Raw genomic sequence first — 24,835 nt, 5'->3', positions numbered from 1 at the left:
CTGGCTAATTGATCTGACAGTGAGCATTTTTGTGCTCCGACAGACAAAAAGTGCACCGTCAAGACGGTGCACTTTGCAGGATGAACAGCTGTAGGCTTATTTGATCAAACCCACTTCTTTGTAGTATTTCTCTGCGCCCGGATGTAACGGGATAGAAATACCGGCTTTGACCATGTCTTCTTTTTTCAGGTTGGCAAAGCTTGGGTGCAGGCGAGTGAATACATGGAAGTTCTCAAACACGGCTTTGACCAGCGCGTAGACGGCATCATCCGATACTTTAGTTGAAGAAACTAAAGTCGCGGCAACACCAAAACTGTTGACGTCACTATCGGTACCACGGTACATACCGCCCGGTACGATGGATTTCGCATAGTAAGGATTATCGGCAACCAGTTTGTCGATAGCAGCACTAGTTGCTGGAATCAGCTTGGCATCACACGAAGTCGTCGCTTCCTTGATTGATCCGTTTGGATGGCCGACTACGTAGACAAAGGCATCGATTTTGTTATCACACAGTGCCTGAGAGCGCTCAGAACCTTTCAGCTCGGCGGCCAGTTTGAAGTCATCCTTATCCCAACCCATGGTGTTCATGACCACTTCCATCGTGGCGCGGTCGCCGGAACCCGGGTTACCAATATTGACGCGTTTGCCTTTCAGATCGTCCAGGTTATTAATGCCTGAATCTGTGCGGGCAATAATATTGAACGGCTCTGTGTGCAGTGAGAAAACAGCACGCATTTCTTTATACGGACCTAACTCTTTAAACTCACTGGTGCCGTTATAGCCGTGATATTGCCAGTCAGACTGCACCACGCCGAAGTCCAGTTCACCGGCACGCATAGTGTTCACGTTGTATACGGATCCGCCGGTTGATTCGACAGAGCAGCGAATGCCATTGGTTTTACGATCGTTGTTCACCAGCTTACAGATAGCACCGCCGGTAGGGTAATACACACCGGTGACAGAACCTGTACCTATTGTGATGAACTCTTCCGCTTGCGCCAATCCTGAGCTAAGAACGGCGGCAGATAGTGCGCTGACTTTTAACAGTTTTGTAAACGCCATTGTGATCCCTTCCTATTGTGTTATTTCTTATCAGTGGTGCAGGTACACGGCCCGCAATGCTTTAAACAAATCAAAGAGATAATAGCAAACGATCGGCGTATTATTGAAATAATGTAAAAACCTTTTTGTTAAAAAGTAATGAGAATGCGACAACTGACCATCTTTCAGAGCATAACTATCCACTGAAAAACTGGGTAACCAAGCAGGAAAAGACGGGGCGGGGAAGGGGGAGAAGCACGCCCTCTCAGGATGAACGGAGAGAGCGTTGCCTGAAGATTGACTTACTTACTGTAATCAAACAGCGAGCAGACAGAGTCGAAGAGTTCTTCGGCGGTTGTTGTCAGGGTTGGCGTGATGAAAATCGTGTCATCCCCCGCCACAACACCCAGAATACCTTCGGCGCGGCCCAGTGAGTCAAGCAGACGGGCGATCACTTGCGCAGCGCCCGGGCCGGTGTGAATCACGACCATGGCATGGTTATAACCCACTTCCATGACCAGTTCTTTCAACGGACTGCTGATGGTTGGTACGCCCAGCTCTACGGGCAGGCAATACACCATTTCCATTTTAGCGTTGCGGGTACGTACCGCGCCGAATTTGGTCAGCATCCGTGACACTTTCGACTGATTAATGTTATCGAAGCCCTGCGCTTTCAAGGCATCGACAATCTCACCTTGAGAGCTGAATTTTTCTTCCTTGAGTATGGATTTGAATGCTTTTATCAAGCGTTCTTGTTTATCAGAACTACGCATAAGTAAATTTCATGTACAGGGAGAGGGTCCGTATTTTGTCACAACCTGTTGGCTGGTAGCAAACAATGTTCATTCGAACTTGGAACTAGGTTACTGTTAATAGCTTAGCCGAGTGCATAACTATTAAATAAATCCACTGTTGAGACAGTGTCGAGCTTTTTCGGAGAAAGGAAAAGTCAACCCGCTCCCTGCGCAACTTCGCAAAGCTGAGGGGGTATGATTGTATTTCGTTTAGGCTTGCTATACCGTCTTGGTGCCCGAGAAACTGAGAGACATTAGTAAGGGTTTGAAACATTGGGTATATGGCCTGAATTCTATCTGAAGGGGTCTGTCTGATGAACCCTGACTTCTATCGTAAAGGAGAACGAAAATGAAAGTTGCTGTTATTGGTGCGGCTGGTGGTATCGGCCAGGCTTTGGCTCTGCTACTGAAGAATGAACTGCCTGCCGGCTCTGACCTGGCACTTTATGATATTGCCCCTGTTACCCCTGGTGTTGCTGCTGACCTGAGCCACATCCCAACTCCTGTTTCTATTAAAGGTTATGCTGGTGAAGATCCAACGCCTGCACTTGAAGGTGCGGATGTGGTACTGATCTCTGCTGGTGTCGCCCGTAAACCAGGTATGGACCGTGCGGACCTGTTCAACGTCAATGCTGGTATTGTTAAATCACTGGCAGAAAAAATTGCGGTTGTCTGTCCAAATGCCTGTATCGGTATTATCACTAACCCGGTTAACACGACTGTGGCTATCGCGGCAGACGTTCTGAAAAAAGCCGGCGTGTACGACAAGCGTAAGCTGTTCGGTGTGACTACGCTGGATATCATCCGTTCTGAAACCTTTGTTGGTGAGCTGAAAGGCCTGAACCCACGTGAGGTGAATGTGCCTGTCATCGGCGGTCACTCAGGTGTGACTATCCTGCCTCTGCTGTCTCAGGTTGAAGGTGTTGAGTTCACTGAAGAAGAAGTGAAAGCACTGACTCCTCGCATCCAGAATGCGGGTACTGAAGTGGTTGAAGCCAAAGCGGGCGGCGGTTCTGCCACTCTGTCTATGGGTCAGGCGGCTTGCCGTTTTGGTCTGGCGCTGGTGCGTGCCCTGCAGGGTGAGCAAAATGTGGTTGAGTGCGCTTACGTGGAAGGTAACGGCAAGCATGCTCGCTTCTTCGCACAGCCAGTTCGTCTGGGCAAAGACGGTGTGGAAGAAGTACTGGATTACGGCAGCCTGAGCGCGTTCGAGCAGAATGCACTGGACAGCATGCTGGATACCCTGAAAGGCGATATCGCTCTGGGTGAAGAGTTCGCGGCGAAATAAGCCGACGCCCCTGACAACAGGCCGCTATGGTCTGATGACAATGAACAAAGCGGCCCTCTGGCCGCTTTGTTGTTTCTGGCTCTGGCGATTAAGGGAGATTGTTCAGTAATAGTCGCCGCAGCCGCTGTGCAGTTGTGGTTCGTCGGTCAGTTCACTGCACGGGATATGGATCCTTTTATGATCCTTCAGGTTTTCGATCAATGCGGTGTCATGATCCTGATCTACCTCGATCACTTCCGCGATCCCCTGCGGGTATTCTACCCACATTCCTTTTTTCAGTTGATTGGCTTGCATGCGTCACCTCCGTCTTGGGAAGAAACGGTCAGGGCACAGGTATCCCTTTACCTTGTATAACTATAGCGTAAAGAGAATGGGAGCTCAGAGCTGAGAAATTCTGTGAGTGAAACGGGCCAGAACAGCTTGGCTGAAGGGCTGTGCAATAAGATTGTGCAATCAAAAACGGCCGGACAGGTGTCAGGCCGCTTTCGCTGCAAGGGCAGGTTTATTTGGTGCGATTGACCGACAGCCGGGCGACAGCGATCAGCGCATCTTTATATTCGCTCTCAGGCAGTACCGACAGGGCTGCAATGGCTTTGTCAGCCTCTTCTTCAGCGCGTTGCTGAGTGTAAGCCAGAGAGCCGTGCTCTTCCATACAGGCCAGAATCGGTTGCAGTTTATCCAACCCATTGCCTTGCTCTATCGCAGCGCGAATCATAGCGGTTTGCTCAGGATTACCGTGGTGCATGGCATGAAGCAGCGGCAGGGTGGGTTTACCTTCCGCCAGGTCATCCCCCACGTTCTTGCCCATCTCCTCGCCATCGGCGTTGTAATCAAGTACATCGTCGATGAGCTGGAAGGCGGTACCCAGATAACGACCATAGTCCTGCAGGGCTTTCTCCACTTGTTCTGGCGCTTCAGAAAGAATGGCAGCCACTTGGGTCGCAGCTTCAAACAGCCGCGCCGTTTTGGAGTAGATCACCTGCATGTAGCTGGCTTCGGTAGTGTCAGGATCATTGCAGTTCATGAGCTGCTGGACTTCGCCTTCGGCGATCACATTGGTCGCTTCGCTCATGATGTCCAGGATCTTTAAGGATCGCAGGCTGGTCATCATCTGGAAGGAGCGGGTATAGATATAATCACCCACCAGTACGCTGGCGGCATTGCCGAATGCGGCATTGGCTGTTGCTTTCCCGCGTCGCATATCAGATTCGTCCACCACATCGTCATGGAGCAAAGTGGCGGTGTGAATAAATTCGATAAATGCCGCTGCGGTGATGTGCTTTTCCCCCTGGTAACCAAGGGCCCGGGCGGCCAGAATGGCCAGAATGGGGCGCAAACGCTTGCCACCACTGCTGACAATGTAAAATCCCAGTTGGTTGATCAGGGCGACGTCTGAAGTGAGTTGGGCCTGAATCTTTGCGTCAACCGCCGCCATGTCGTCAGCGGTGAGTGCTTGGATAGCTTTGAAATCCATGATACATCCAGCAAAATTGTTAGCCGTATCGGCGCAATCAAAATAAGAATTATGCACGCATACTACACTAAAATCTTCCCGGCTTCCTAACCAACATTACAGCTATTTGGGCGACTTTTTCTGCTGAGCAGCTTTTCACCAATTTTCTTTAGCCAACGGCTTGCCATGTTCGGCGTTTTCCAGTAATATTCGCGCCCTATTGATGACAAGATTAAGCGCATACCCATTGCCCAATTTTGCCGTGGCAAATGGCCTATGCGGATAAGCGGAGTAAGACATGTACGCTGTTTTCCAAAGTGGTGGTAAGCAACACCGAGTAAGCGAAGGCCAAACCTTACGCTTGGAAAAACTGGACGTTGAAACTGGTGCGAACGTTGAATTTGACAAAGTTCTGCTGGTTGCTAACGGTGAAGAAGTAACAGTTGGTGCACCATTCGTTGCGGGTGGTAAAGTGACTGCTGAAGTTGTTACGCACGGTCGCGGCGATAAAGTAAAAATCGTTAAGTTCCGTCGTCGTAAGCATTCTCGTAAGCAAATGGGCCACCGTCAGTGGTTCACTGAAGTCAAAATTACTGGCATCAGCGCTTAATAATAGGAGAGTTTAGAGATGGCACACAAAAAAGCTGGCGGTTCTACTCGTAACGGCCGTGACTCAGAAAGTAAACGCCTAGGTGTTAAGCGTTTCGGTGGCGAATCTGTACTGGCAGGTAACATCATCGTTCGTCAACGTGGTACTAAGTTCCACGCTGGTAACAACGTAGGTTTGGGTAAAGACCACACTCTGTTCGCTCTGACTGATGGCAAAGTGAAATTCGAAGTGAAAGGTCCTAAAAACCGTAAATTCGTTTCTATCGAATCTGCTGAATAAGTTCAGTTTCGTTAAGAACGTGAAAGCCCTGCCTATTGGCGGGGCTTTTTGTTATGGCACAGGACAATATCAGTCTGAAGTGCCTGCGGGTGTAAAGCCCTGAGAATTATTCCGATTGGTATTACAATAAAGACAGTCAGGCGGTGACTACCCCTGGCTGGCGAAGTGAACGCCAGAGTGCGGAGAATAAGATGAAATTTGTAGATGAAGCGGTAATCCGGGTAGATGCAGGTGATGGCGGCAACGGTACTGTCAGCTTCCGCCGCGAAAAATATGTCCCCAAAGGTGGGCCTGATGGCGGTGACGGCGGTGACGGCGGTGATGTATACCTGCTGGCCGATGAAAACCTCAACACGCTGATCGATTACCGTTTCGAACGTTTTCATGCAGCTGAGCGCGGCGAAAACGGCCGCGGCGGTAACTGTACCGGCAAGCGAGGCGATGACCGGGTACTGTCTGTCCCTGTGGGTACACGTGCCGTGGACGAAGAAACCGGTGAAGTGATCGCCGATCTGACCCAGCACGGCATGAAGATCATGGTAGCCAAAGGCGGTTTCCACGGTTTGGGTAACACTCGGTTCAAGTCCTCGGTCAACCGTGCGCCACGTCAGAAGACAATGGGCACCAAAGGCGAGATCCGCCACCTGCGCCTGGAGCTGCTGTTGCTGGCGGACGTTGGCATGCTGGGTTTACCGAATGCCGGTAAATCGACCTTTATCCGCGCTGTATCGGCCGCTAAGCCAAAAGTGGCGGATTATCCGTTCACTACCTTAGTACCGAGTCTGGGTGTGGTACGGGTCGATAGCGAGCGCAGTTTCGTTGTCGCTGATATCCCCGGTCTGATCGAAGGCGCAGCTGACGGTGCCGGTCTGGGTATTCGCTTCCTGAAGCACCTGGAGCGTTGCCGTGTGCTGCTGCACATGATCGATCTGCTGCCGGCCGACGGTTCGGATCCGGTAGAAAACGCGTTCACTATCCTTAATGAGCTGGAACAGTACAGCGAAAAGCTGGTGAACAAGCCGCGTTGGATCATCTTTAACAAAGTGGATCTGCTGCCGGAAGAAGAAGCTCAGGCGAAGATCCAGGAAGTGCTGGAAGCCCTGGCATGGGATGAGAAGTACTTCTGTATTTCTGCGCTGAACCGTACCGGTATTAAGCCATTGACCTATGAGCTGATGGATTTGATTGATTCCATTCCTCAGGCACTGGTCGAAGAAGATGAAACCGAAGAAACCAAAGTCGATTTCAAGTGGGACGATTACCACGAGCAGCAGCTGAAGAAAAGTGCTGCGAAAAGTGATGACGACGACGATGACGACTGGGATGATTGGAACGAAGACGATTACGACGTCGAAATCATTTACAAGCCGTAATTGGCCGTCTGATATGAAAAACCGCTCTTTGGAGCGGTTTTTTTGTGCCTTATCAAATTGATCTTTTTCTTAGCGGAGATAATGATCAACTGAAAAAAGCGCTGAGGGAGTGAGGATGCAGCCGGTCACAGTTAAAACGGAACGGGAAATTGCCCGGATAGTCGCTCAGGTGGCTCAGCGGCTGTTACAACATGGCGCGGAATCGGCGGTGGTGGTGGATGTCAGTCAGCGTGTCGGCCTGGCGCTGGGCGTGGATGAGGTCAATATCGCGCTGACCGCCAATGCCATCATTGTCACTGTGCATGTGGAAGGGCATTGCCTGACGACCACGCGCCGCTGCCGGGATCACGGGATCAATATGGCAGTTGTCACCCGGATCCATCATTTGTGCATCATGGCTGAAAAGGGGCTGCTGGATCCTGCGGCCATGACGAAGCGTCTGTCTGCCATTCAGCCTCAACGCTATCCGCCGCTGCTGGTGATCCTGATGATCGGCCTGTCCTGCGCCGCATTCAGTCTCCTGGCAGGCGGTGATTTCACGGTCGCCCTGATTACTCTGCTCGCCGCATCCTCAGCCATGGCGCTGCGCCTGATGATGGCGCACCATCATTTCAATCCGCTGCTGACTTTTGCTGCTGCCGCCTTTGTCGCGACGGCTGTTTCAGCTTCTGCGCCTTTGTTTGAGTTGGGTAATCAGCCCTTTCTGGCTATGGCATCGTCCGTATTATTGCTGGTGCCGGGTTTTCCGCTGATTAATGCTGTCGCCGATATGGTGTCAGGTTATGTGAATCTGGGTATTTCCCGCTGGGTGATGGCCAGTTTGCTGACCTTGGCGACCAGTCTGGGTATTGTGGCGGCGATGAACCTGTTTAATGTCTGGGGGTGGCTGGCATGACGTTCTGGCAATGGGGATACGCATTGGCGGCAGATATGGTGCTGGCCGCCATTCCGGCTATTGGGTTTGCCATGGTGTTCAATGTGCCGGTCAGAGCACTGAAGTACTGCGCCCTGGCGGGGGCGCTCGGTCACGGCTGCCGGTTTGTGCTGATGCAACACGCTATGCCGATTGAATGGGCAAGCTTCTTTGCCGCTTTGCTGGTCGGGATTACAGGGATCATCTGGTCACGTCGGCTGCTGGCGCCGCCTCATGTGTTCACCGTTGCAGCCGTGATCCCCATGGTACCCGGTGTCTATGCTTTTAAGACCATGATTGCGCTGGTGGATCTCAATCAGCATGGCTTTTCTCCTGAAATCTGGCAGCGCATGGCCGAAAACGGGATCACCGCAGCCTTTACCGTGGCGGCGCTGGCCATAGGGCTGGCAATGCCCGGCTTAATGTTTTATCGTCGCCGACCAGTGATTTAAAAGGGAGTAGATGTGTGAAGATCAGTATGGTTGCCGCCATGGCAAAGGATCGTGTGATTGGCAAAGACAACACCATGCCCTGGCACTTACCGGCCGATTTTGCCTGGTTTAAAAAAGTCACCATGGGCAAGCCTGTTGTCATGGGACGCAAAACGTTTGAATCCATTGGTCGGCCTTTGCCGGGGCGCCACAATATCGTGATCAGCCGTAACCCGGACTTTACTGCCGACGGCGTGACTGTGGTGGCTGATCTCCATGCCGCACAGCTTGCTGCAGGGCAGGTCGATGAATTGATGATCATAGGTGGTGGCAGTGTGTATGCTGAATGCCTGCCTGTCGCAGACTGTCTCTATCTGACTTTTATCGATCTCAGTGTCGAGGGAGACACTTGCTTCCCGGACTGGGGAGACGGCTGGCAACAGACGCATAGCGAGCACTATACCGCCGATGAGAAAAATGCCCACAACATGGAGTTTGTGGTACTGGAGCGCCAGTAAGCAGGCCTGAGGTTGTTTTCTGTCGTCCGCTTCTAGCCGCTACCATGCCATAAGTTTGACATGGTAGCGTGTGTGCCTGCTAGCTGGCCATCGGTGATAAGGCCAGCGATGCCCCTAATAACATCAGAATACTGCCAATGGTTCGGTTAATCGGCCCTTGTTTGCTCAACATCTTGTGTCTCAGTGTTTGCTGCGAGAAGAACAAGGCGACCAGGCTGAACCAGATCCAATGTACCAATGCCATGAAAAAGCCATAGCCGCTTTGCAGCATGAATGAGGTGTCCGGACTGACAATCTGGGTGAAAGTGCTCAGCACAAAAAGCGTGGTTTTGGGATTCAGGGCATTGGTCAGTAATCCCTGTCTGAACGAAGCAGAGCCGGATAAAACCGCGATATTGTCAGTGGCCGGCGTGAGTTCAGTCTTGCTGCGCAGAGTACAGAAACCGATGTAAATCAGATACAGCGCCCCGACATACTTGATGACGGTGAACATTGCCGGTGAGGTGGCGATAAGAACACCCACCCCCAGTATGGTGTAGCCGACATGAATGAGTACCCCCAGCGCTATGCCCAACGCAGCACACAGACCCGCACGGCGACCGTGCAGATAGCTGTTTCGTGTCACCATGGCAAAATCAGCGCCAGGGCTGATCACCGCGAGAATGGTAATTAAAGTGACGGCAAAAAGTTCGGCCATGTGTGTATTTCCCTGAATAATAATGAGTAACAGATGGATGAATTGGTTACTATTGTTGATGAAATACAACCCATTGAATATTGATAAGTTGTCATCGAAATCCATGCAAAAAAGTCATCGATTATGAATCTGCCATCGTTAAACACATTGCGGGTGTTTGAAGCCGCTGCCCGTCATCAGAGTCTGGTCAAAGCCGCTGATGAGCTGTGTGTGACCCAGTCGGCGGTGAGCCGCCAGATCAAGCAACTGGAGAGTGTCCTTGGCGTCATTTTGTTCGAGCGACGTAACCGCGGGATCTTTTTGACCCCAGAGGGGCAGAAGCTCAAAACAGCCTGCCATGAAATGCTGTCGATTCTGAAAAATACCCTCAGAGAGTTGAAAGCGGAGGAAAGTCAGTCGCCTCTGGTAATTTCTTGTGAACCCACCATCATGATGAAATGGCTGATCCCCCGCTTGGCTGACTTCAAGGCTGCCCATCCTGATATTCAGCTGCACCTTAACGCTTCGGGGGGCCCGATCGACTTTGTGAAAAGCCAGACGGATGTTGCCATTCGTCGCAATGATTTCAATTGGAAGCAGGGATATCATGCCGAGCTGATAGGTCCAGAGTATGTCGGACCCGTGGTGCTGGCTGAGCAGTTTGTGCAAGGAGAAGCTTTTGCTTCGCCGACAACCCTGCTACATACCAAAAGCCGGCCGATGGCCTGGGCTGACTGGCAGCATCAGGCGAACCTGACTTTGAATGTGGCAGAAGATGTCTGGTTTGAGCATTTCTATATCATGCTGGAAGCGGTTCAGGCAGGCGGTGGCTACGGGTTAAGTTCCGTGTACATGGTGGGTAACGACATCAAACATCAGCGTCTGGTCGCTCCTGCTGGCTTTATTGCGGACGGCTCATCTTACTATCTGTTATCACCCATCGCGATCGAGGCCGATGAAAGGCTAGCGGCACTGCTCAACTGGTTACGTCAGGAAATGGCGACAACCTGTCAGGCGGTTTTTGCCGCTCTCGAGGGCTAGCGGGGGCAGGGCAGAGAAAGGCCCCGCTCAGAGCCTGTCTTGCTGGAACTGCTGCTGGTCTTCCCAGCGCAGCATGGTGAGCTGATGGCCCCAGACACACCCAGTGTCCAATCCGATTGCCTTGTCATCCTGGTAACCCATCAGTGAGGCCCAGTGGCCGAAAATAATGGTTTTACCCAGCGGCTGTGTGCGCGGAAAGCGGAACCAGGGCAGCAGATGGCTGGTGCCCGGTTCACCCGGTGGCAGTTTGCAATGCATCTCCAGCCTGCCATCGGGATGCAGGTAGCGCATCCGGGTCAGCGCATTGATGGTATAGCGTAGTCTGTCCAGCCCTGACAGGGCTGGATCCCACTGATCCGGCTCATTACCGTACATATTGCTCAGCAGCCACTGCTGATGTTCACTGTGCAACATGGCTTCGACGTCACGCGCACAGCGGCGGGCTTCGTCGAGCTGCCACTGCGGGGGAATACCGGCGTGCACCATGACAATTGGGTGTGCCGAGTGTTCAGCCAGCAGGGGCTGGCGGCTGAGCCAGTCGAGCAATTCGTCACTGTCGCTGGCCTGCAAAATCTGATCAATCCGATCTTTCTGCTTTGCTTTGCCGATGCCGTGGGCGACAGCCAGTAAGTGCAAGTCGTGGTTACCTAGCACACTGGTGGCACTGTTACCCAGCGATTTCACCAGACGCAAGGTAGCCAGAGAATCCGGACCGCGGGCAACCAGATCGCCGGCCAGCCAGAGTTCATCGTGTTGTTCACTAAAGCCTACACGCTCAAGAAGCGCACAGAGCTCGCGGTAACAGCCCTGAATATCGCCGACCAGATAGGTTGCCATTATCGACCCTGTTTAGTGCAGAATATTGGGGATAGCCAAACGGAAAGGTAAGATCTCGGCATTGAACTCGTTACCATTGTCGTCAATCATGACGTAATGGCCTTCCATCACACCCAATGGTGTTTCTATGATGGTGCCGCTGGTATAGGTGTATTCATCATTGGGGGCTATGGTAGGTTGTTCGCCGACAACACCTTCACCTTCCACCACCAGTTTCTTGCCATTGGCATCAGTGATCAGCCAGCGGCGGCGAAGTAGCTGTGCGTTGCCCTGGCCGAGATTGCAAATGGTAATGGTGTACGAAAAGACGTAGCGGTTCTGTTCTGGTTCAGACTGGTCATCAATGTAATGGGTGATAACCCGGCATTTGATAGTAGGGATAACGTTGTTGTTCACCTTGCTGCTTCCTTTCTGATACGACAATGCCTTTGTGCAAGGCAGTTGCCGGGCATCATGGCCCGGCACATGACTTAGTGGCTGTGGTTGGCATCCAGCCAGTTAGCCATAGACACAAACTGTTCAAGTGTCAGGTTTTCCGGACGTGAGCCAGGGTTAATGCCCAGACTTTCCAGCGTGTCCACATCCATGATGGCTTTAAAGCAGTTACGTACTGTTTTACGGCGCTGATTGAAGCCATCGCGGCAAACACGATCCAGCCATTTCAGGTTAGTACAAGGATGCGGTAATGTTTCATACGGCGCCAGTCGCACCACTGCAGAATCCACTTTAGGGGCCGGTTTGAAGGCACTTGGCGGCACTTCAAGCACTGGCATCACTTTGCAGTAATATTGTGCCATCACGGTCAGGCGGCCGTAGGCTTTGGTGCCCGGACCGGCAGCCAGACGGTTGACCACTTCTTTCTGCAGCATGAAATGCATATCTTCAATATGCTGATGAAAACTGAACAGGTGGAACATCAGCGGAGTTGAAATGTTGTAAGGCAGGTTGCCAAAAATCCGCAGTTTGTTGTTTTCTCTGATCAGCTGAGTGAAGTCGAAACGCATGGCGTCGCCTTCATGGATTGTCAGCTTGCTGGCCAGATCCGGGTGATTGCGTAAACGCTCGGCCAGATCCCGATCCAGCTCAATCACAGTAAATTTATCAACCTGTTTACCGACAGGCTCGGTCAGTGCGCCCAGACCGGGACCGATTTCAACCAGATTCTGGCCTGGCTTCGGATTGATCGAGGCGACAATGTTGTCGATGATGTATTCGTCGTGCAAGAAGTTCTGGCCAAAGCGCTTACGGGCGCGGTGGCCTAAATGGACCTGATCACTGCTCATTGTTTTTTATCTACCATTTCGATGGCGTGGGTAAGCGCTGTCCAGAGGCTCCCTGTGTCCGCCTGTCCGGTACCGGCGAGTTCCAATGCGGTACCATGATCAACTGATGTTCGGATAAAAGGTAATCCCAGGGTGATATTGACGGCATTACCAAACCCTTTGAATTTCAGCACTGGCAGACCCTGATCGTGGTACATTGCCAGCACGGCATCGGCTTCGGCCAGGTATTTATCCTGGAAAATCGTATCGGCTGGCAACGGGCCAACCAGATCCATACCGTCCTGCTCTCTCAGAACATTCAAGGCCGGCGTGATCACTTCGATCTCTTCCCGACCCAGGTGGCCATCTTCACCGGCATGCGGGTTGAGGCCACAAACATAAATTTTCGGCTGTTTGATGCCAAATTTGCTGACCAGATCGGCATGCAGCACCCGAATCACCTGATGAATACGATCTTCAGTCACTGCTTTAGCCACATAGGCCAGCGGGATGTGAGTGGTAACCAGAGCGACACGCAGCCCTTCTGTCGCCAGCATCATCACCACCTGGTTGGATTGTGCCTGCTGGGCGAAAAACTCTGTGTGACCGCTGAACGAGACGCCCGCACGGTTAATGATGCCTTTATGAACCGGCCCGGTCACCAGAGCGGCAAATTCGCCGGCCATATTGCCTTCGGCAGCACGGCGGAGGGTGTCCAGCACATAATGACCGTTGTGCTCGTCAAGCTGGCCAGGGATCACACTGGCTTTCAGCGGATGGTTGTCCACCACCAGAGTGCCCGCACGATGCGGCTGTGCCGGGCGACTTGGATCATAGTTGATGATTTCCAGCGGTAAGCCCAGCTGGGCCGCACGTTCTGCCATAAGTTCGGCGTTGGCACACACTACCAGCTCGTGCGGCCACGGCTGTTGCGCCATCGCCACGACGAGATCCGGGCCAATACCCGCCGGTTCTCCCGGCGTGATGGCAATACGTTTAACCTTGTTCATCATCAAATCCTGGTTGTTCAATATAGGCGCCGGCCCGCAGTTCCTGCAGCCACGCCTGGGCTTCCTCGTTAAATTTACGGCTGAAGAGAATCCGGTAAGCACGGTTCTTCGCGGCCGCATCGGTGCGGTCAACCTGACGGCGATCCAGCACTTCCACAATATGCCAGCCGTGTACCGTCTGGAACGGTTCACTGATGGTGCCTGCAGGCAGGGTTTCAACCTGCTGTTTGAATTCAGGAACGTAAATATCTGGCGTCTGCCAGCCCAGTTCACCGCCATTGGCCGCAGAGCCCGGGTCGGCACTCAGTGCCTGAGCCGCATCAGCAAAGCTGCGTTGACCTGCGATAATATCCTGGCGAACCTGCTCGAGCTGTTTCTTCGCTCCTTCATCGCTGAGGATGACAGAAGTTTTCAGCAGGATGTGACGGGCATTGATTTCGGTGACTGAGACAGTCTCCTGGCCTTTCACATCATTGATTTTGAGAATGTGGTAACCCACACCGCTGCGGAATGGCCCTATGATAGCACCTTTCCCCTGACCTTGGATCTGATCGGCAAAGATAGTCGGCATTTCTTCCGGGCTCATCCAGCCCCAGGCCCCACCTTGCAGGGCTTTGGGCCCGTTTGACGCGCTGTAGGCCAGGTTGGTGAAATCCGCCCCCTGGTTCAGTTGCGTGAGCAGTTCGTTTGCTTTGCGCTCGGCCGTCTGGCGCTCAGACTGACTGGCGCCTTCGCCCAGGCGGATCAGAATATGGCTGATATTGTATTGCACACTTTCCTGTTGCTGCTGGCCCAGTTGGGTCACCAGGCTGTCTACTTCCTGCGGTAAAATATTGATCCGGCGGCGCACCATAATAGTACGGGCTTCGCTGGCAGTCAGGTCGCGGCGGATTTGTTCGCGGAAAATCGGGTAGCTGATGCCACCGGCTGCCAGCTCCTGCTGGAGCTGAGTCACGGACATGTTTTGCTCGGCAGCAATCTGGCTGATTGCCTGGTCGAGACGATTGTCATCAATGCGGATGCCAAATTGTTCTGCCTGCTGCAGCTGCAGGGTTTCCATGATGAGTTTTTCCATCACCTGATTGACCAGAATGCTGTCGTCCGGCAGGGGCTGTCCCTGACGCGCGGCATTGAGATGGACGGTTTTCAGCATCGCATCGACGTCGCTTTGCAGGATAACGCTGTCGTTAACAATCGTGACCACTTTGTCCAATGGCTGCAGGGCGGCCTGTGAACCGGTTGTCAGGCCCAGAAGAGTCAGGCCGAGAATAAAAGACTTCCACATTTTCATATCCGTATCCAGGGCGCTTCAATGCGCGGTTGGTTAGGGCGGGCCTTGGCCCGGCCTGTTAATTGTTCAGGTAGAAAGGTCGTCCGTAGGCAATGGCATTACCACTGGCTGACGACGCGCCGACGGAGGAGACTCCTGCCAGACCAAGTAGCGAGAACGAGATACTGAAGTTCTGTTCGTACTCAACCGGCTGGGTGTTGACGTTGCTGCGTGCCACCATGTACTGGTTGTAGCCCAGCGTGATCATCCAGCAGTCTGAACGGTAATTGAGTGAGACCTGGCCTTCCACCATCTGGTTTTCCGTTACATCGTGGTAGTAATCCCCCCGCACACTCAGTCCGGCGTGAATCGGGAAACCGGCTGAGAAGCCAACCTGAGAAATACCTTCTTCGGTGTAATTATCTATCTGGTTGTTATCCGGCAGGCTCTGCTGAATATATTCTTTTGACACGTAGCGGTAATTCAGCTGACTGAACAGGCTGCCTTCGCGGTATTCCAGCGCGGCGTTGGCAAACTGCATGTCCTTTTCACTGGCATCATATTGCAGGCCACCGTGGAAGAAGAGCCAGTCATTAAAGTTGAAATCAGACTCAAACGCCGAGGCAGAATAATTCGGCTGAGATTCGCCTTCTTCCTGTAAATTCCGGCCGGAATCGTTGAGGTAAAAAATCTGGCCAAAGGCAAGGTTGAAGCGCTCTTTCAGGTTGCTGTCGAAAAACCGGGTGGTGGCACCAACGGTAAACTGGTTGGCAGCGGCAATGCGGTCGACGCTGGAATAGCGGCGATCACGGAACAAACCGTAATAATCGGTTTGCAGGATAGTGGTGTCGTATGAGCCGTAAATGTCGCTCTGCTCCACATCCTTGATGTACAGGTACTGGAGCTGAGGCTCCAGACTCTGGACATAGGCATCACCGAACAGGTCGGTATCCCGCTCGAAATACAAGCCTGTGAGCATCCGCAGACTGGGCACAGTCCGGGACGCCGTTTCTTCCAGATCTTCCAGACCGGCGACCGTGGGATCGAACTCCTGATTGTAGTAGGTGTACATCAGCTTGGCTTCCGTGGTCATTGACCACCAGGGGGTCGCGAACGGCAGCGTCAGAGACGGCTCTAAATGGACACGGTCGGCGGATGGTTTCGTCGAGTCGTCATTTTCAAACCGGCTGATATGGCTCAGGAAGCCAAAGTCCAGATCATAGCCCAGCTCAGGCTCGTAATAATTGAAGGTCAGCTGCGGCATCAAACGGTAGTTGGACGACACACCTGGCGTCAGCGGCTGGAAATTCCTGACCCGCAAGGTCGAGTTCCATTTTTCTTCCTGGTAGGTCACTTCGCCCGTTTGCAGCAGGTTGTTGTCTTCCCGGCGGCCGATTTCTGAATCGACATCCGAGAAATAGGTCACGTCACTGACTTTGCTGTAATCAACGTTAAACAGCCAGTTATCTTCATACCGGCCGCTGTGGGACCAGTTGTAGGCCCAGCGTGCATCGTCAGTATCGGAGGCTTCGTCGTTGCCGAGATATTCCCCTTTCAGGCTGCCTTGTCCCAGATCCGTGAGATAACGGAACTGGCTGTTGAGCTGCAGACCGCGGTTACTCATGTATTTTGGGGTAAAGGTCAGATCGTAGTTAGGGGCAATGTTCCAGTAAAACGGGGTTTCCAGCTCAAAACCGTCACGGGAACCGTAACTGATGGTCGGGTAGAGAAAACCGGTCAGGCGCTCATCACCGACAGGCACACGCAGGTAAGGCATGTAGAACACCGGTACATCCAGTACTTCAAACCGGGCGTTATACAGATCGGCGAACGGCGAGTCGGCCTCACGTTCAATGCTGGTGGCGGTAAACTGCCAGCTCTTATCACCGGGAGGACACGTGGTGTAGGTGCCGTTACGCAGGCGATAATAGGTCATGCCCTGTTTTTCAATTTTAGTGGCTTCGCCACGGCCGGCTTCACAGGTCAGGCTGTAGACGGCGTTATTGATTTCGGCGTCGTCGGTATCCAGGTTGTTTTGCATGCTGTCAGCGTAGACTTCTATGGTGCCATCGTGGAAATACACGTTGCCTTTGGCACTGACAGTATTGTTCTGCTGGTTCATGGTCGCGACATCGGCAGCCACTGTCCGGTTGGATTGCCGGACGACCACATCGCCGGAGTAGGTCACGCTGGCGTCGCTGTCCGCCTCTGCCTTATCTGCGGTGATTCTGATCGGGGCATTATTGGGATCACCTTCACTGGGATCCGGTGTCAGGCACATGCCTTTGACCAGGGCAAGTTCTTCCTCTGCCGTCGGGCTGGCTTCATTCTCAATGAGGGCATCATTGGCGAAAGCTGACGGGCCATATAAAGCTATGCTGATCATGGTCGCCAATAAGCTGCGAGAAGTGAATGACATTGAGATTTAATTTCCTGTGTTCATGATATAGCGCAAAGGTGTCCAGACCGGCCCTGCCGTCCCTTTAATCAAGGCTGCTATGATAAAGCAATTTCTGCTTATCGGCATCTCTATGGGACCCTGTAATCATCGGACCGGATAAATTCATTATTGTTTTTTCTGCTATTATGCCGCGAGGTCTTTATCAGACGGCACTGTGCTTTATGGCAGCAAGTCACGCTGAGAGACTTATCTCTTTTCGTAAGACTAGACGGCATTCGTGGGCACAATTTAGCAAATTACCAGAGAGTATAACATGCAGGTGTTGGGCAAGATTTTAGGGGCATTTTTTGGTTTCCTTCTTGGTGGACCTATCGGGTTGTTATTAGGCATCTTTTTGGGTCATAAGTTCGATCGGGCGCGTGCCGGTGTGTATCAGGGCGGCAGTTTTGGCCGTTTTAGCCAGGGTCAGGCCGATCAGCATGAACGCCAGGCGGCGTTTTTTCATGCGGCATTTGCTGTGATGGGTCATATGGCCAAGGCGAAAGGCCGGGTGACTGAGGAAGAAATCCGCGTTGCCAGCGCCATTATGGACCGCATGCAGCTGCACGGTGATGCTCGCCGGCTGGCTCAGGAAGCCTTTCGTGACGGTAAGTCAGAAGATTTTCCCCTGCAGGAAGTGCTGACCCGGGTTCGTCAGCAAGGTACGGGACGGCTCGATTTATTGCAGTTTTTCCTGGAATTGCAGATCCAGGCCGCGTTTGCCGACGGCAGCCTGCATCCGAAAGAGCGCCAGTTACTGTTCGTGATTGGCCGTGCGCTGGGTTTTTCCGATCAGCAGCTGGAAAGACGTCTGCATATGCAAGAAGCGGCCTTTCGCTTTCAGCAGGGAGGCGGTTTCTATCGCCAGCAGTCACAGTCGCAGCAACAGCAGGGCGGTTTCCGGCGGGCGCCTGCCCGGGATCAACTCAATGATGCGTATGAACTGCTGGGGGTTGAACAAGAGGCCAGCCCGAAAGATCTGAAACGCGCTTACCGCAAACTGATGAACGAGCACCATCCTGACAAACTGGCGGCCAAAGGCTTACCGCCAGAGATGATGGAGCTGGCGAAGCAGAAAGCCCAGGAACTGACGGCAGCTTACGAACTGATAAAGAAAGAAAAAGGCTTTAAATAAGGGGCCAGGCCCTCAGACACAGTGCTGAGGGCGGCCGGCAACAAAGCCTTCCAGGTTATCGATCAGCTGATTGGCCAGCGCCTGAATCGCCGAGTCCGCTCCCCAGGCGACATGGGGCGTCAGCAGCAGGTTTGGCAAATCTGCGTTTGCCAGCAGCGGGTTGGACTCGTCGGCGGGCTCCCGGGTAAACACATCGCACCCGGCACCGCCCAGGTGGCCGGATCGCAGTGCTTCAACCAGATCCTCTTCGTTAACCAGCCCGCCGCGGCCGGTATTGATCAGCAGGCTGCCGGGCTTCATTTGGGCCAGCTCAGGTGCGGCAATCAAATTTGTCGTTTCCTCACTGAGCGGACAGTGCAGCGTAATGGCATCGGCGGTTTGAAGCACCTGCTCAAAAGGCAGGTAACCGTCGCGGCATGACGCTGCGCCTTTGCGCTCCGCAAACACTACCTTCATGCCAAGGGCTGAGGCCAGTTTACCGACGGCCTGTCCCAGGCTGCCGCTGCCGATCACTCCCAGTGTGCTGCCGGCCACATCGCCAATCGGGTGGCTGAAAAAGCAAAATTGCTTCTTCTCCTGCCAGACGCCGGCCTGAATATCTTTGTGGTACGCGAACAGGTTGCGCTTGAGCGCAAACAGCATGGCAATGACATGCTCTGGCACCGAGCCGGTGGCATAACCGCGAATGTTACTGACCACTATGCCGTGCTCGCGGCAGTAGTCCAGATCGACATTATTGGTGCCAGTGGCGGCAATGGCGATCATTTTCAGCTGCGGCAGCTGACGCAGAGTGTCGGCATTGAGCACGACTTTGTTGGTGATGGCTATGGTGGCCTGTTGCAGCCGTTCGACAATTTGCGCCTGAGAGCTGGTCGGGTATTCCTGCCATTGGTGCGCAAAGGCCGGACGGGGCAGCGTGATTTGATGGGGTATGGTGTCGCGGTCGAGAAAAACGATGTGATGCATCACTCTGGCTCCCTGCTGATACGTGTGCTTGATGGCACACAGTAAACACCAGCGGGTGGCCGGCTGCAAGCCGGGTAAACCAAACTGCCGACGACAGGGTCGGCAGGTAAGGCCGGTCAGTGCTTAGAGCGTCCGCTCGGGCGCGTCGGGATAGAATTCGCAGGGTGCGAACACATGACGTGCTTCGTTGCTGTAGGGGTGGAAAAAGCGCAGTTCCGCCGCGTGCAGTTGCAGGCGGGGGGCCAGTGCTTTGGCTTGATCGTGAGCATAGAAGCCATCGCCCAGGATCGGGTGACCCAGCGCCAGCATGTGAACACGAAGCTGATGAGAGCGCCCAGTGACCGGACGCAGTCTGACTAAGCTGCTCTGGCCGTCACTGGCGATCACCTCATAATGGGTCACCGAGGGTTTGCCGTCGTCAAAACAGACTTTCTGCATCGGGCGGTTGGGCCAGTCGCAAATCAGCGGTAAATCTATGGTGCCGCTGTGTTGTTCCGGTGTGCCCCAGACCCGGGCGTAATAGACTTTTTCAGTCTGGCGCTCACGGAACTGTGCCTTGAGGTGCCGTTCGGCATCCTTGTTCAGTGACAGTATGATCAGCCCGGAAGTCGCCATGTCCAGACGATGCACAATCTGTGCTTTGGGATGCTCGGCAAGGACGCGGTTAAACACACTGTCAGCATGAGCCGGATCGCGGCCGGGATTAGACAGCAAACCGGAAGGTTTGTTGACGGCTATGATATCGCGGTCAACATACAGAACATCCAGCCAGGGGGTTGTAGGCGGATTATAGTCCAGCGGTGGTAAGGGGTTCATGTTGGTGCTATCTCAGGTTGTACGCACAGGCAGCGGTGAAATGGTAACACAGGGCGGCAGCGAGTACCTACCGCCCAGAGGGGAAGCTATCAGTTATGGCTGACCGCAATAACACGCAGCGAATCGAGCTGAATCTGGGCTTTGCTGATGTAAGCGGTGAGATCCTGAATCTGGCTCTGCAGCAACTCCAGCTCATCATCCCGGATATTAGGGTTAACGGATTTCAGGGCCTGCAGACGGGCCAGCTCTGCCCCTAAGGAGTTTTCCATCTCCTGTTGCGCGGTCTGGCGAACTTTGGCCAGCTCCGGCTCGACCAGCTGATCACCGGCGGCGATCAGAGCATGGATGTCTCTCTGAACCGAGTTGACCAGTTTACTGCCCAGATGACGGTTGACCGGGCTCAGCTGGCGGTTGAAGCCTTCGAACTCGACTTTATCCGACAGGTTGTTGCCTTTGGCATCGAGCAGGATACGGATAGGTGTATGCGGCAGGAAGCGGCCGATCCCGGATTGCTTAGGTGCCTGGGCATCGACCACGTACACCAGTTCCAGCAACAGTGTACCGGCAGGCAGTGCCTTGTTCTTGAGCAAAGACACCGCCGTGGTGCCGACACCTTCCGACAGCAGCAGGTCAATCCCGCCCTGAATCATCGGATGTTCCCAGCTGATAAAGTGCATGTCTTCCCGTGACAGCGCGGTATCACGGTCAAAGGTGATGGTGCAGCCATCCTGCGGCAAGCCCGGGAAACTCGATACCAGCATGTGCTCAGACGGGGTGATCACCAGGGCGTTTTCGCCTCTGTCATCCTGATTGAGGCCCACGGTATCAAACAGCCCCAGCGCGAAGGTCACCAGATTGGTGTCGCCGTCTTTGGCAGCAATCTGCTCGACCAGTTCACGGGCGGCATCGCCACCGTTGGAATGGATCTCCAGCAGACGATCGCGGCCCTGCTCCATTTTGCTCTTCAGCTCAGTGTGCATGCGGGCACTGTCGGCGATCAGTGAGTCCAGCGCCTCAGCACTGTGATTTTCACTGGCCAGCAGGGTGATCAGCTGTGGCTGAATCGCTTCATACACGGCGCGGCCAGTCGGGCAGGTCTCTTCAAAGGCATTGAGGCCCTCGTTATACCAATGCGCCAGCAGCGCCTGCGAAGTGCCCTGCAGGTGCGGCACGTGAATCTCGATATCCCGTTGCTGGCCGATGCGGTCCAGTCGGCCGATACGTTGTTCCAGCAGATCCGGATTGTTGGGCAGGTCGAACATCACCAGCTGGTTGGCAAACTGGAAGTTGCGGCCTTCAGAGCCGATTTCTGAACACAGCAATACTTGCGCGCCGTCTTCAGCCTGAGCGAAATAAGCCGCCGCTTTGTCGCGATCCAGAATCGACATGCCTTCGTGAAACACAGTGGCGCGGATGCCTTCTTTTTCACGCAGCGCCTGCTCCAGATTGAGCGCCGTTTGCGCCCGGGAGCAGATCACCAGCACTTTTTCATTGCGGTTTGCTTTGAGGAAATCCAGCAGCCAGGTTACCCGCGGATCAAAGTTCCACCAGGTGGCCGATTCACCTTCAAACTCCTGATAAATATCTTCCGGGTACAGCAGCTTGAGCACTTTTTCTTCTTCGCTGATTTTACCCATCATCATACCGGCCACACGCATGGCGGTGCTGTACTGGCTTGGCATGGCCAGCGGGTACAGATTCAGGTGACGCTGAGGAAAACCCTGCACCGCTGCACGGGTATTACGGAACAGCACGCGGCCGGTGCCGTGACGGTCCATCAGGTTGTCGATCAGCTCCTGACGGGCAGCACGCTGAGTCTCTTCATCGCTGCTACCGGCCAGGGTATCGAGCAAGGGCCCAATATCCTGCTCTGGCAGCAGGTTGATCAGTGTCGAGCGGCTTTCTTCGTCCAGTTTTTTACCGGCCAGCAAGTCTGACACGGCATCTGCGACCGGGGCGTACTGGCGCTCTTCATCCAGAAAGGCGTTGTAATCATAGAAGCGATCCGGGTCGAGCAGACGCAGCCGGGCGAAATGACTCTGGTGGCCCAACTGATCCGGGGTGGCGGTCAGCAACAGACAGCCCGGCGTTTTCTCGGCCAGAGCTTCCACCACCTGGTATTCCCGGCTTGGTGCCTCTTCACTCCACACCAGATGGTGGGCTTCATCAACAACCAGCAGATCCCAGTCGGCGTCCAGTGCCTGCTCGAAACGGCGTCGGCTCTTGCGCAGAAAATCCAGTGAACACAGCACATACTGCGCGGTCTCAAACGGATTGGCCGCCTCGGCAATGGCTTCGACACAGCGCTCTTCATCGAAGATAGAAAAATACAGGTTGAAGCGGCGCATCATTTCGACCAGCCACTGATGCTGCAATGTTTCCGGCACCAGGATCAGAATGCGTTCGGCGCGCCCTGCCAGCACCTGCTGGTGGATGATCATGCCGGCTTCAATGGTTTTACCCAGGCCCACTTCGTCGGCCAGCAAGACACGGGGGGCGAAGCGGCGGCCCACCTCATGGGCAATAAACAACTGGTGAGGGATCAGGCCGGCACGCATACCACACAAGCCGCGCAGCGGGCTCTTGTGCTGCTGATGCTGGTTTTTCAGGGCGCGGTAGCGCAGGGCGAAACGGTCCATACGGTCAATCTGACCGGCGAACAGCTTGTCCTGCGGCTTGTTAAAACGGATCTGGTTACTGAGGAAGATTTCGCGCAGCGACACATTTTCTTCCCCGGTATCGGTACGGGTACCGACATAGGTCAGTACCCCTTGTTGTTCTTCCACTTGCTCGACCCTGAGCGACCAGCCCTCCTGGCTCTCAGTCACATCACCGGCGTTGAACATCACACGCGTGACAGGGGCATCATGGCGGGCATACACGCGATTCTCTTCGCTGGCGGCAAACATAAGGGTGACAGTACGCGCATCCATTGCGACCACAGTTCCTAACCCTAAATCACTTTCAGTATCACTGATCCAGCGTTGACCCAAAGCAAATGGCATAGTGGACAAAACCTTCTAAATATTTGAAATCAAGGAGAATTGGATCCCGGCGACGATGAATATATCAACTACACTGAAATTAAGTGTAAGCCACAAATGGCGCCGGCAAAAAAGGGGGCTAATGGTACTGCATGATGGGAGCCAGGTCACGAGCTAAGTGATGGGCCCACCAAGTGAGAAAATTGTCACAATATTTTCATTTTTTGCGGTCATTAATGAAAAGCGGGTTTAGGCTTATTAATGATAGCCTTTGCCAATGGCTATTTCAGGTGAACAAGGAGACGTCTATGGACGATGCTGATAGGAAAGTCTTTGTACTTGATACCAACATCCTGTTACACGAACCCCTCGCCATCTACTCTTTCAAAGAGCACGACGTCGTGATTCCCATGACGGTTCTGGAAGAACTCGACCGGATAAAAGACAGCAAACGTGACGTTGCCCGCGATGCCCGTGTTGCTATCCGCGCCCTCGAAGATATCTTCCACGATGCCACACCGGAACAAATCTCAGCCGGGATCCCCCTGACTGACCAAGGTGATCACAAAGGCCGTATCGCGATTTTTGCTGATTATGAAATTCACGAAACCGTGCATGCCTTTGCCGACAAAGCCGGTGACAACCGTATTCTCAATGGGGTGCTCTACCTTCAGAATCATTATGCACCGCGCAAGGTGGTGCTGATCACTAAAGACATCAATATGCGCCTGCGTGCGAAAGGCGCCGGGGTGTTTTACGTCGACGATTACCGGTCAGATCAGCTGATTGATGACGTCAGCCTGCTGACCAAAGGATTCCACCGCTATCCGGCCAGTTTCTGGGAGCGTGTGGGTGAGTGCCATTCTGAAAAACGCGGCCGCTCGACGTTGCATACGCTGCCGCAAGAGCTGTTTGAGTCGCCCTTCGTCAACCAGTACCTGATTGATGAAGACACTGATTTTGCGGCCCGGATTCAGAGCCTGGACGGGGAAATGGTGACCCTGAAAGATCTGGGGCATGAGCGCCTGATGCATCGCCAGGCATGGGGCATTCATCCGAAGAACATTTATCAGGGAATGGCGATGGACGCGCTGCTTGATCCTGATATCGATCTGGTGATCCTGACCGGCCCGGCCGGGTGTGGTAAGACGATCCTCGCCATGGCTGCCGCACTGGAGCTGGTGATCGAAAAAGGCATGTACGACAAGATCATTGTGACCCGTAATACCCCGGACATAGCCGAATCTATCGGTTTCCTGCCCGGCACGGAAGAAGAGAAAATGATGCCCTGGCTGGCGGCGGTGACAGACACAATGGAGGCCTTGCACAAGCACGATGTCTGCACGGACGGTTCGATGAAATATATCTTCGAAAAAGCCAACATCCAGTTCAAATCGATTAACTTCATGCGCGGCCGCTCTATCCAGAACGCATTTGTGCTGCTGGATGAGTGTCAGAACCTCACGGCTTCACAAATCAAGACCATCATCACCCGCTGTGGTGAAGGCACTAAGCTGGTCTGTTCCGGTAACCTGGCACAGATCGATTCCACTTACCTGTCGCCTGTCACATCAGGCTTAACCTATATCGTTGAGCGATTTAAGAACTTCGAGGGCAGCGCCAACATTTACCTCAATGGTGTGGTTCGCAGCCGTCTGGCGGAGTTTGCTGAAGAAAACCTGTAATTCACCGGGC

General features: G+C 53.6%; 24 protein-coding genes. 10 read left to right on the top strand and 14 right to left on the bottom strand.

The window, feature by feature from the left end; translation table 11 throughout:
* Positions 1 to 96 precede the first annotated feature (96 nt).
* Together D6M16_RS10915 and argR are read right to left on the bottom strand one after the other, a co-directional pair.
* The gene (locus D6M16_RS10915) at positions 97 to 1,065 is read right to left on the bottom strand and encodes a TAXI family TRAP transporter solute-binding subunit (protein ID WP_120511799.1); all 969 of its coding nucleotides are present in this window, start codon (positions 1,063 to 1,065) and stop codon (positions 97 to 99) included.
* Between the two features lie 281 nt (positions 1,066 to 1,346).
* On the bottom strand, positions 1,347 to 1,817 hold the full coding sequence (gene argR, locus D6M16_RS10910) for a transcriptional regulator ArgR (RefSeq protein WP_027251817.1): 471 nt from the start codon (positions 1,815 to 1,817) through the stop codon (positions 1,347 to 1,349).
* Between the two features lie 370 nt (positions 1,818 to 2,187).
* On the opposite strand from argR, the gene mdh reads away from it, so the two are divergent.
* Complete coding sequence (gene mdh, locus D6M16_RS10905; protein ID WP_046222209.1) at positions 2,188 to 3,126, top strand: malate dehydrogenase; 939 nt, start codon at positions 2,188 to 2,190, stop codon at positions 3,124 to 3,126.
* 102 nt (positions 3,127 to 3,228) lie between these two features.
* Here mdh and D6M16_RS10900 read toward each other — a convergent pair whose 3' ends face one another.
* Positions 3,229 to 3,420, bottom strand: coding sequence for a hypothetical protein (locus tag D6M16_RS10900; protein ID WP_120511798.1), 192 nt, complete (start codon positions 3,418 to 3,420; stop codon positions 3,229 to 3,231).
* A gap of 208 nt (positions 3,421 to 3,628) precedes the next feature.
* A complete protein-coding gene (gene ispB / locus D6M16_RS10895; RefSeq protein ID WP_046222211.1) occupies positions 3,629 to 4,600 on the bottom strand; it encodes an octaprenyl diphosphate synthase in 972 nt (323 codons plus the stop codon).
* A 277-nt stretch (positions 4,601 to 4,877) separates the two neighbouring features.
* On the opposite strand from ispB, the gene rplU reads away from it, so the two are divergent.
* From rplU to folA, 6 genes are all read left to right on the top strand, one after another.
* Complete coding sequence (rplU, locus tag D6M16_RS10890; RefSeq protein WP_027251813.1) at positions 4,878 to 5,189, top strand: 50S ribosomal protein L21; 312 nt, start codon at positions 4,878 to 4,880, stop codon at positions 5,187 to 5,189.
* 18 nt (positions 5,190 to 5,207) lie between these two features.
* Positions 5,208 to 5,468 (top strand): 50S ribosomal protein L27, encoded by a 261-nt coding sequence (gene rpmA, locus D6M16_RS10885; RefSeq protein ID WP_027251812.1) that lies wholly within the window; start codon positions 5,208 to 5,210, stop codon positions 5,466 to 5,468.
* Positions 5,469 to 5,659: 191 nt separating this feature from the next.
* Complete coding sequence (gene cgtA, locus D6M16_RS10880) at positions 5,660 to 6,841, top strand: Obg family GTPase CgtA (protein WP_120511797.1); 1,182 nt, start codon at positions 5,660 to 5,662, stop codon at positions 6,839 to 6,841.
* A 115-nt stretch (positions 6,842 to 6,956) separates the two neighbouring features.
* On the top strand, positions 6,957 to 7,736 hold the full coding sequence (locus tag D6M16_RS10875; protein ID WP_120511796.1) for a threonine/serine exporter family protein: 780 nt from the start codon (positions 6,957 to 6,959) through the stop codon (positions 7,734 to 7,736).
* Positions 7,733 to 8,206, top strand: a complete 474-nt coding sequence (locus D6M16_RS10870; RefSeq protein WP_162940977.1) for a threonine/serine exporter family protein — start codon at positions 7,733 to 7,735, stop codon at positions 8,204 to 8,206. Before D6M16_RS10875 ends, D6M16_RS10870 begins: the two co-directional genes overlap by 4 nt.
* A gap of 14 nt (positions 8,207 to 8,220) precedes the next feature.
* On the top strand, positions 8,221 to 8,703 hold the full coding sequence (gene folA, locus D6M16_RS10865) for a type 3 dihydrofolate reductase (RefSeq protein WP_120511795.1): 483 nt from the start codon (positions 8,221 to 8,223) through the stop codon (positions 8,701 to 8,703).
* Positions 8,704 to 8,782: 79 nt separating this feature from the next.
* Here folA and D6M16_RS10860 read toward each other — a convergent pair whose 3' ends face one another.
* A complete protein-coding gene (locus D6M16_RS10860) occupies positions 8,783 to 9,400 on the bottom strand; it encodes a LysE family transporter (RefSeq protein WP_120511966.1) in 618 nt (205 codons plus the stop codon).
* 123 nt (positions 9,401 to 9,523) lie between these two features.
* Here D6M16_RS10860 and D6M16_RS10855 point away from each other — a divergent pair, with 123 nt between their 5' ends.
* Positions 9,524 to 10,420 carry a LysR family transcriptional regulator gene (locus tag D6M16_RS10855; protein WP_120511794.1) on the top strand — a complete coding sequence of 299 codons (897 nt, stop codon included), beginning with the start codon at positions 9,524 to 9,526 and terminating at the stop codon, positions 10,418 to 10,420.
* A 27-nt stretch (positions 10,421 to 10,447) separates the two neighbouring features.
* Here D6M16_RS10855 and D6M16_RS10850 read toward each other — a convergent pair whose 3' ends face one another.
* From D6M16_RS10850 to lptD, 6 genes are all read right to left on the bottom strand, one after another.
* The gene (locus D6M16_RS10850; protein WP_120511793.1) at positions 10,448 to 11,257 is read right to left on the bottom strand and encodes a symmetrical bis(5'-nucleosyl)-tetraphosphatase; all 810 of its coding nucleotides are present in this window, start codon (positions 11,255 to 11,257) and stop codon (positions 10,448 to 10,450) included.
* A gap of 12 nt (positions 11,258 to 11,269) precedes the next feature.
* Positions 11,270 to 11,653 (bottom strand): Co2+/Mg2+ efflux protein ApaG, encoded by a 384-nt coding sequence (gene apaG / locus D6M16_RS10845; protein ID WP_120511792.1) that lies wholly within the window; start codon positions 11,651 to 11,653, stop codon positions 11,270 to 11,272.
* A 74-nt stretch (positions 11,654 to 11,727) separates the two neighbouring features.
* Positions 11,728 to 12,540 carry a 16S rRNA (adenine(1518)-N(6)/adenine(1519)-N(6))-dimethyltransferase RsmA gene (gene rsmA, locus D6M16_RS10840; protein ID WP_120511791.1) on the bottom strand — a complete coding sequence of 271 codons (813 nt, stop codon included), beginning with the start codon at positions 12,538 to 12,540 and terminating at the stop codon, positions 11,728 to 11,730.
* Positions 12,537 to 13,529, bottom strand: coding sequence for a 4-hydroxythreonine-4-phosphate dehydrogenase PdxA (gene pdxA / locus D6M16_RS10835; protein WP_120511790.1), 993 nt, complete (start codon positions 13,527 to 13,529; stop codon positions 12,537 to 12,539). The genes rsmA and pdxA overlap by 4 nt, the downstream gene beginning before the upstream one ends.
* On the bottom strand, positions 13,516 to 14,820 hold the full coding sequence (gene surA / locus D6M16_RS10830) for a peptidylprolyl isomerase SurA (RefSeq protein WP_046222222.1): 1,305 nt from the start codon (positions 14,818 to 14,820) through the stop codon (positions 13,516 to 13,518). The genes pdxA and surA overlap by 14 nt, the downstream gene beginning before the upstream one ends.
* Positions 14,821 to 14,878: 58 nt before the next feature.
* Positions 14,879 to 17,218 (bottom strand): LPS assembly protein LptD, encoded by a 2,340-nt coding sequence (gene lptD, locus D6M16_RS10825; protein WP_120511789.1) that lies wholly within the window; start codon positions 17,216 to 17,218, stop codon positions 14,879 to 14,881.
* Between the two features lie 295 nt (positions 17,219 to 17,513).
* Between lptD and djlA the strand changes: the two genes are divergently transcribed.
* Positions 17,514 to 18,374, top strand: a complete 861-nt coding sequence (gene djlA, locus D6M16_RS10820; protein WP_120511788.1) for a co-chaperone DjlA — start codon at positions 17,514 to 17,516, stop codon at positions 18,372 to 18,374.
* A 12-nt stretch (positions 18,375 to 18,386) separates the two neighbouring features.
* On the opposite strand, the gene D6M16_RS10815 is transcribed toward djlA, so the two are convergent.
* The 3 genes from D6M16_RS10815 to rapA all read right to left on the bottom strand — a co-directional run bounded on the left by D6M16_RS10815 (position 18,387) and on the right by rapA (position 23,161).
* Positions 18,387 to 19,340: a D-2-hydroxyacid dehydrogenase gene (locus D6M16_RS10815; RefSeq protein WP_120511787.1), complete on the bottom strand. Its 954-nt coding sequence runs from the start codon at positions 19,338 to 19,340 to the stop codon at positions 18,387 to 18,389.
* Positions 19,341 to 19,463: 123 nt separating this feature from the next.
* A complete protein-coding gene (rluA, locus tag D6M16_RS10810; RefSeq protein ID WP_120511786.1) occupies positions 19,464 to 20,156 on the bottom strand; it encodes a bifunctional tRNA pseudouridine(32) synthase/23S rRNA pseudouridine(746) synthase RluA in 693 nt (230 codons plus the stop codon).
* A gap of 89 nt (positions 20,157 to 20,245) precedes the next feature.
* Complete coding sequence (rapA, locus tag D6M16_RS10805; protein WP_120511785.1) at positions 20,246 to 23,161, bottom strand: RNA polymerase-associated protein RapA; 2,916 nt, start codon at positions 23,159 to 23,161, stop codon at positions 20,246 to 20,248.
* A 287-nt stretch (positions 23,162 to 23,448) separates the two neighbouring features.
* On the opposite strand from rapA, the gene D6M16_RS10800 reads away from it, so the two are divergent.
* The gene (locus D6M16_RS10800) at positions 23,449 to 24,825 is read left to right on the top strand and encodes a PhoH family protein (RefSeq protein WP_120511784.1); all 1,377 of its coding nucleotides are present in this window, start codon (positions 23,449 to 23,451) and stop codon (positions 24,823 to 24,825) included.
* Positions 24,826 to 24,835: the final 10 nt, after the last annotated feature.

Source organism: Photobacterium salinisoli, from assembly GCF_003614885.1.
In the GTDB taxonomy this organism is placed as follows: Bacteria; Pseudomonadota; Gammaproteobacteria; order Enterobacterales; family Vibrionaceae; genus Photobacterium; species Photobacterium salinisoli.
This window is presented reverse-complemented; position numbering and strand designations above follow the sequence as displayed.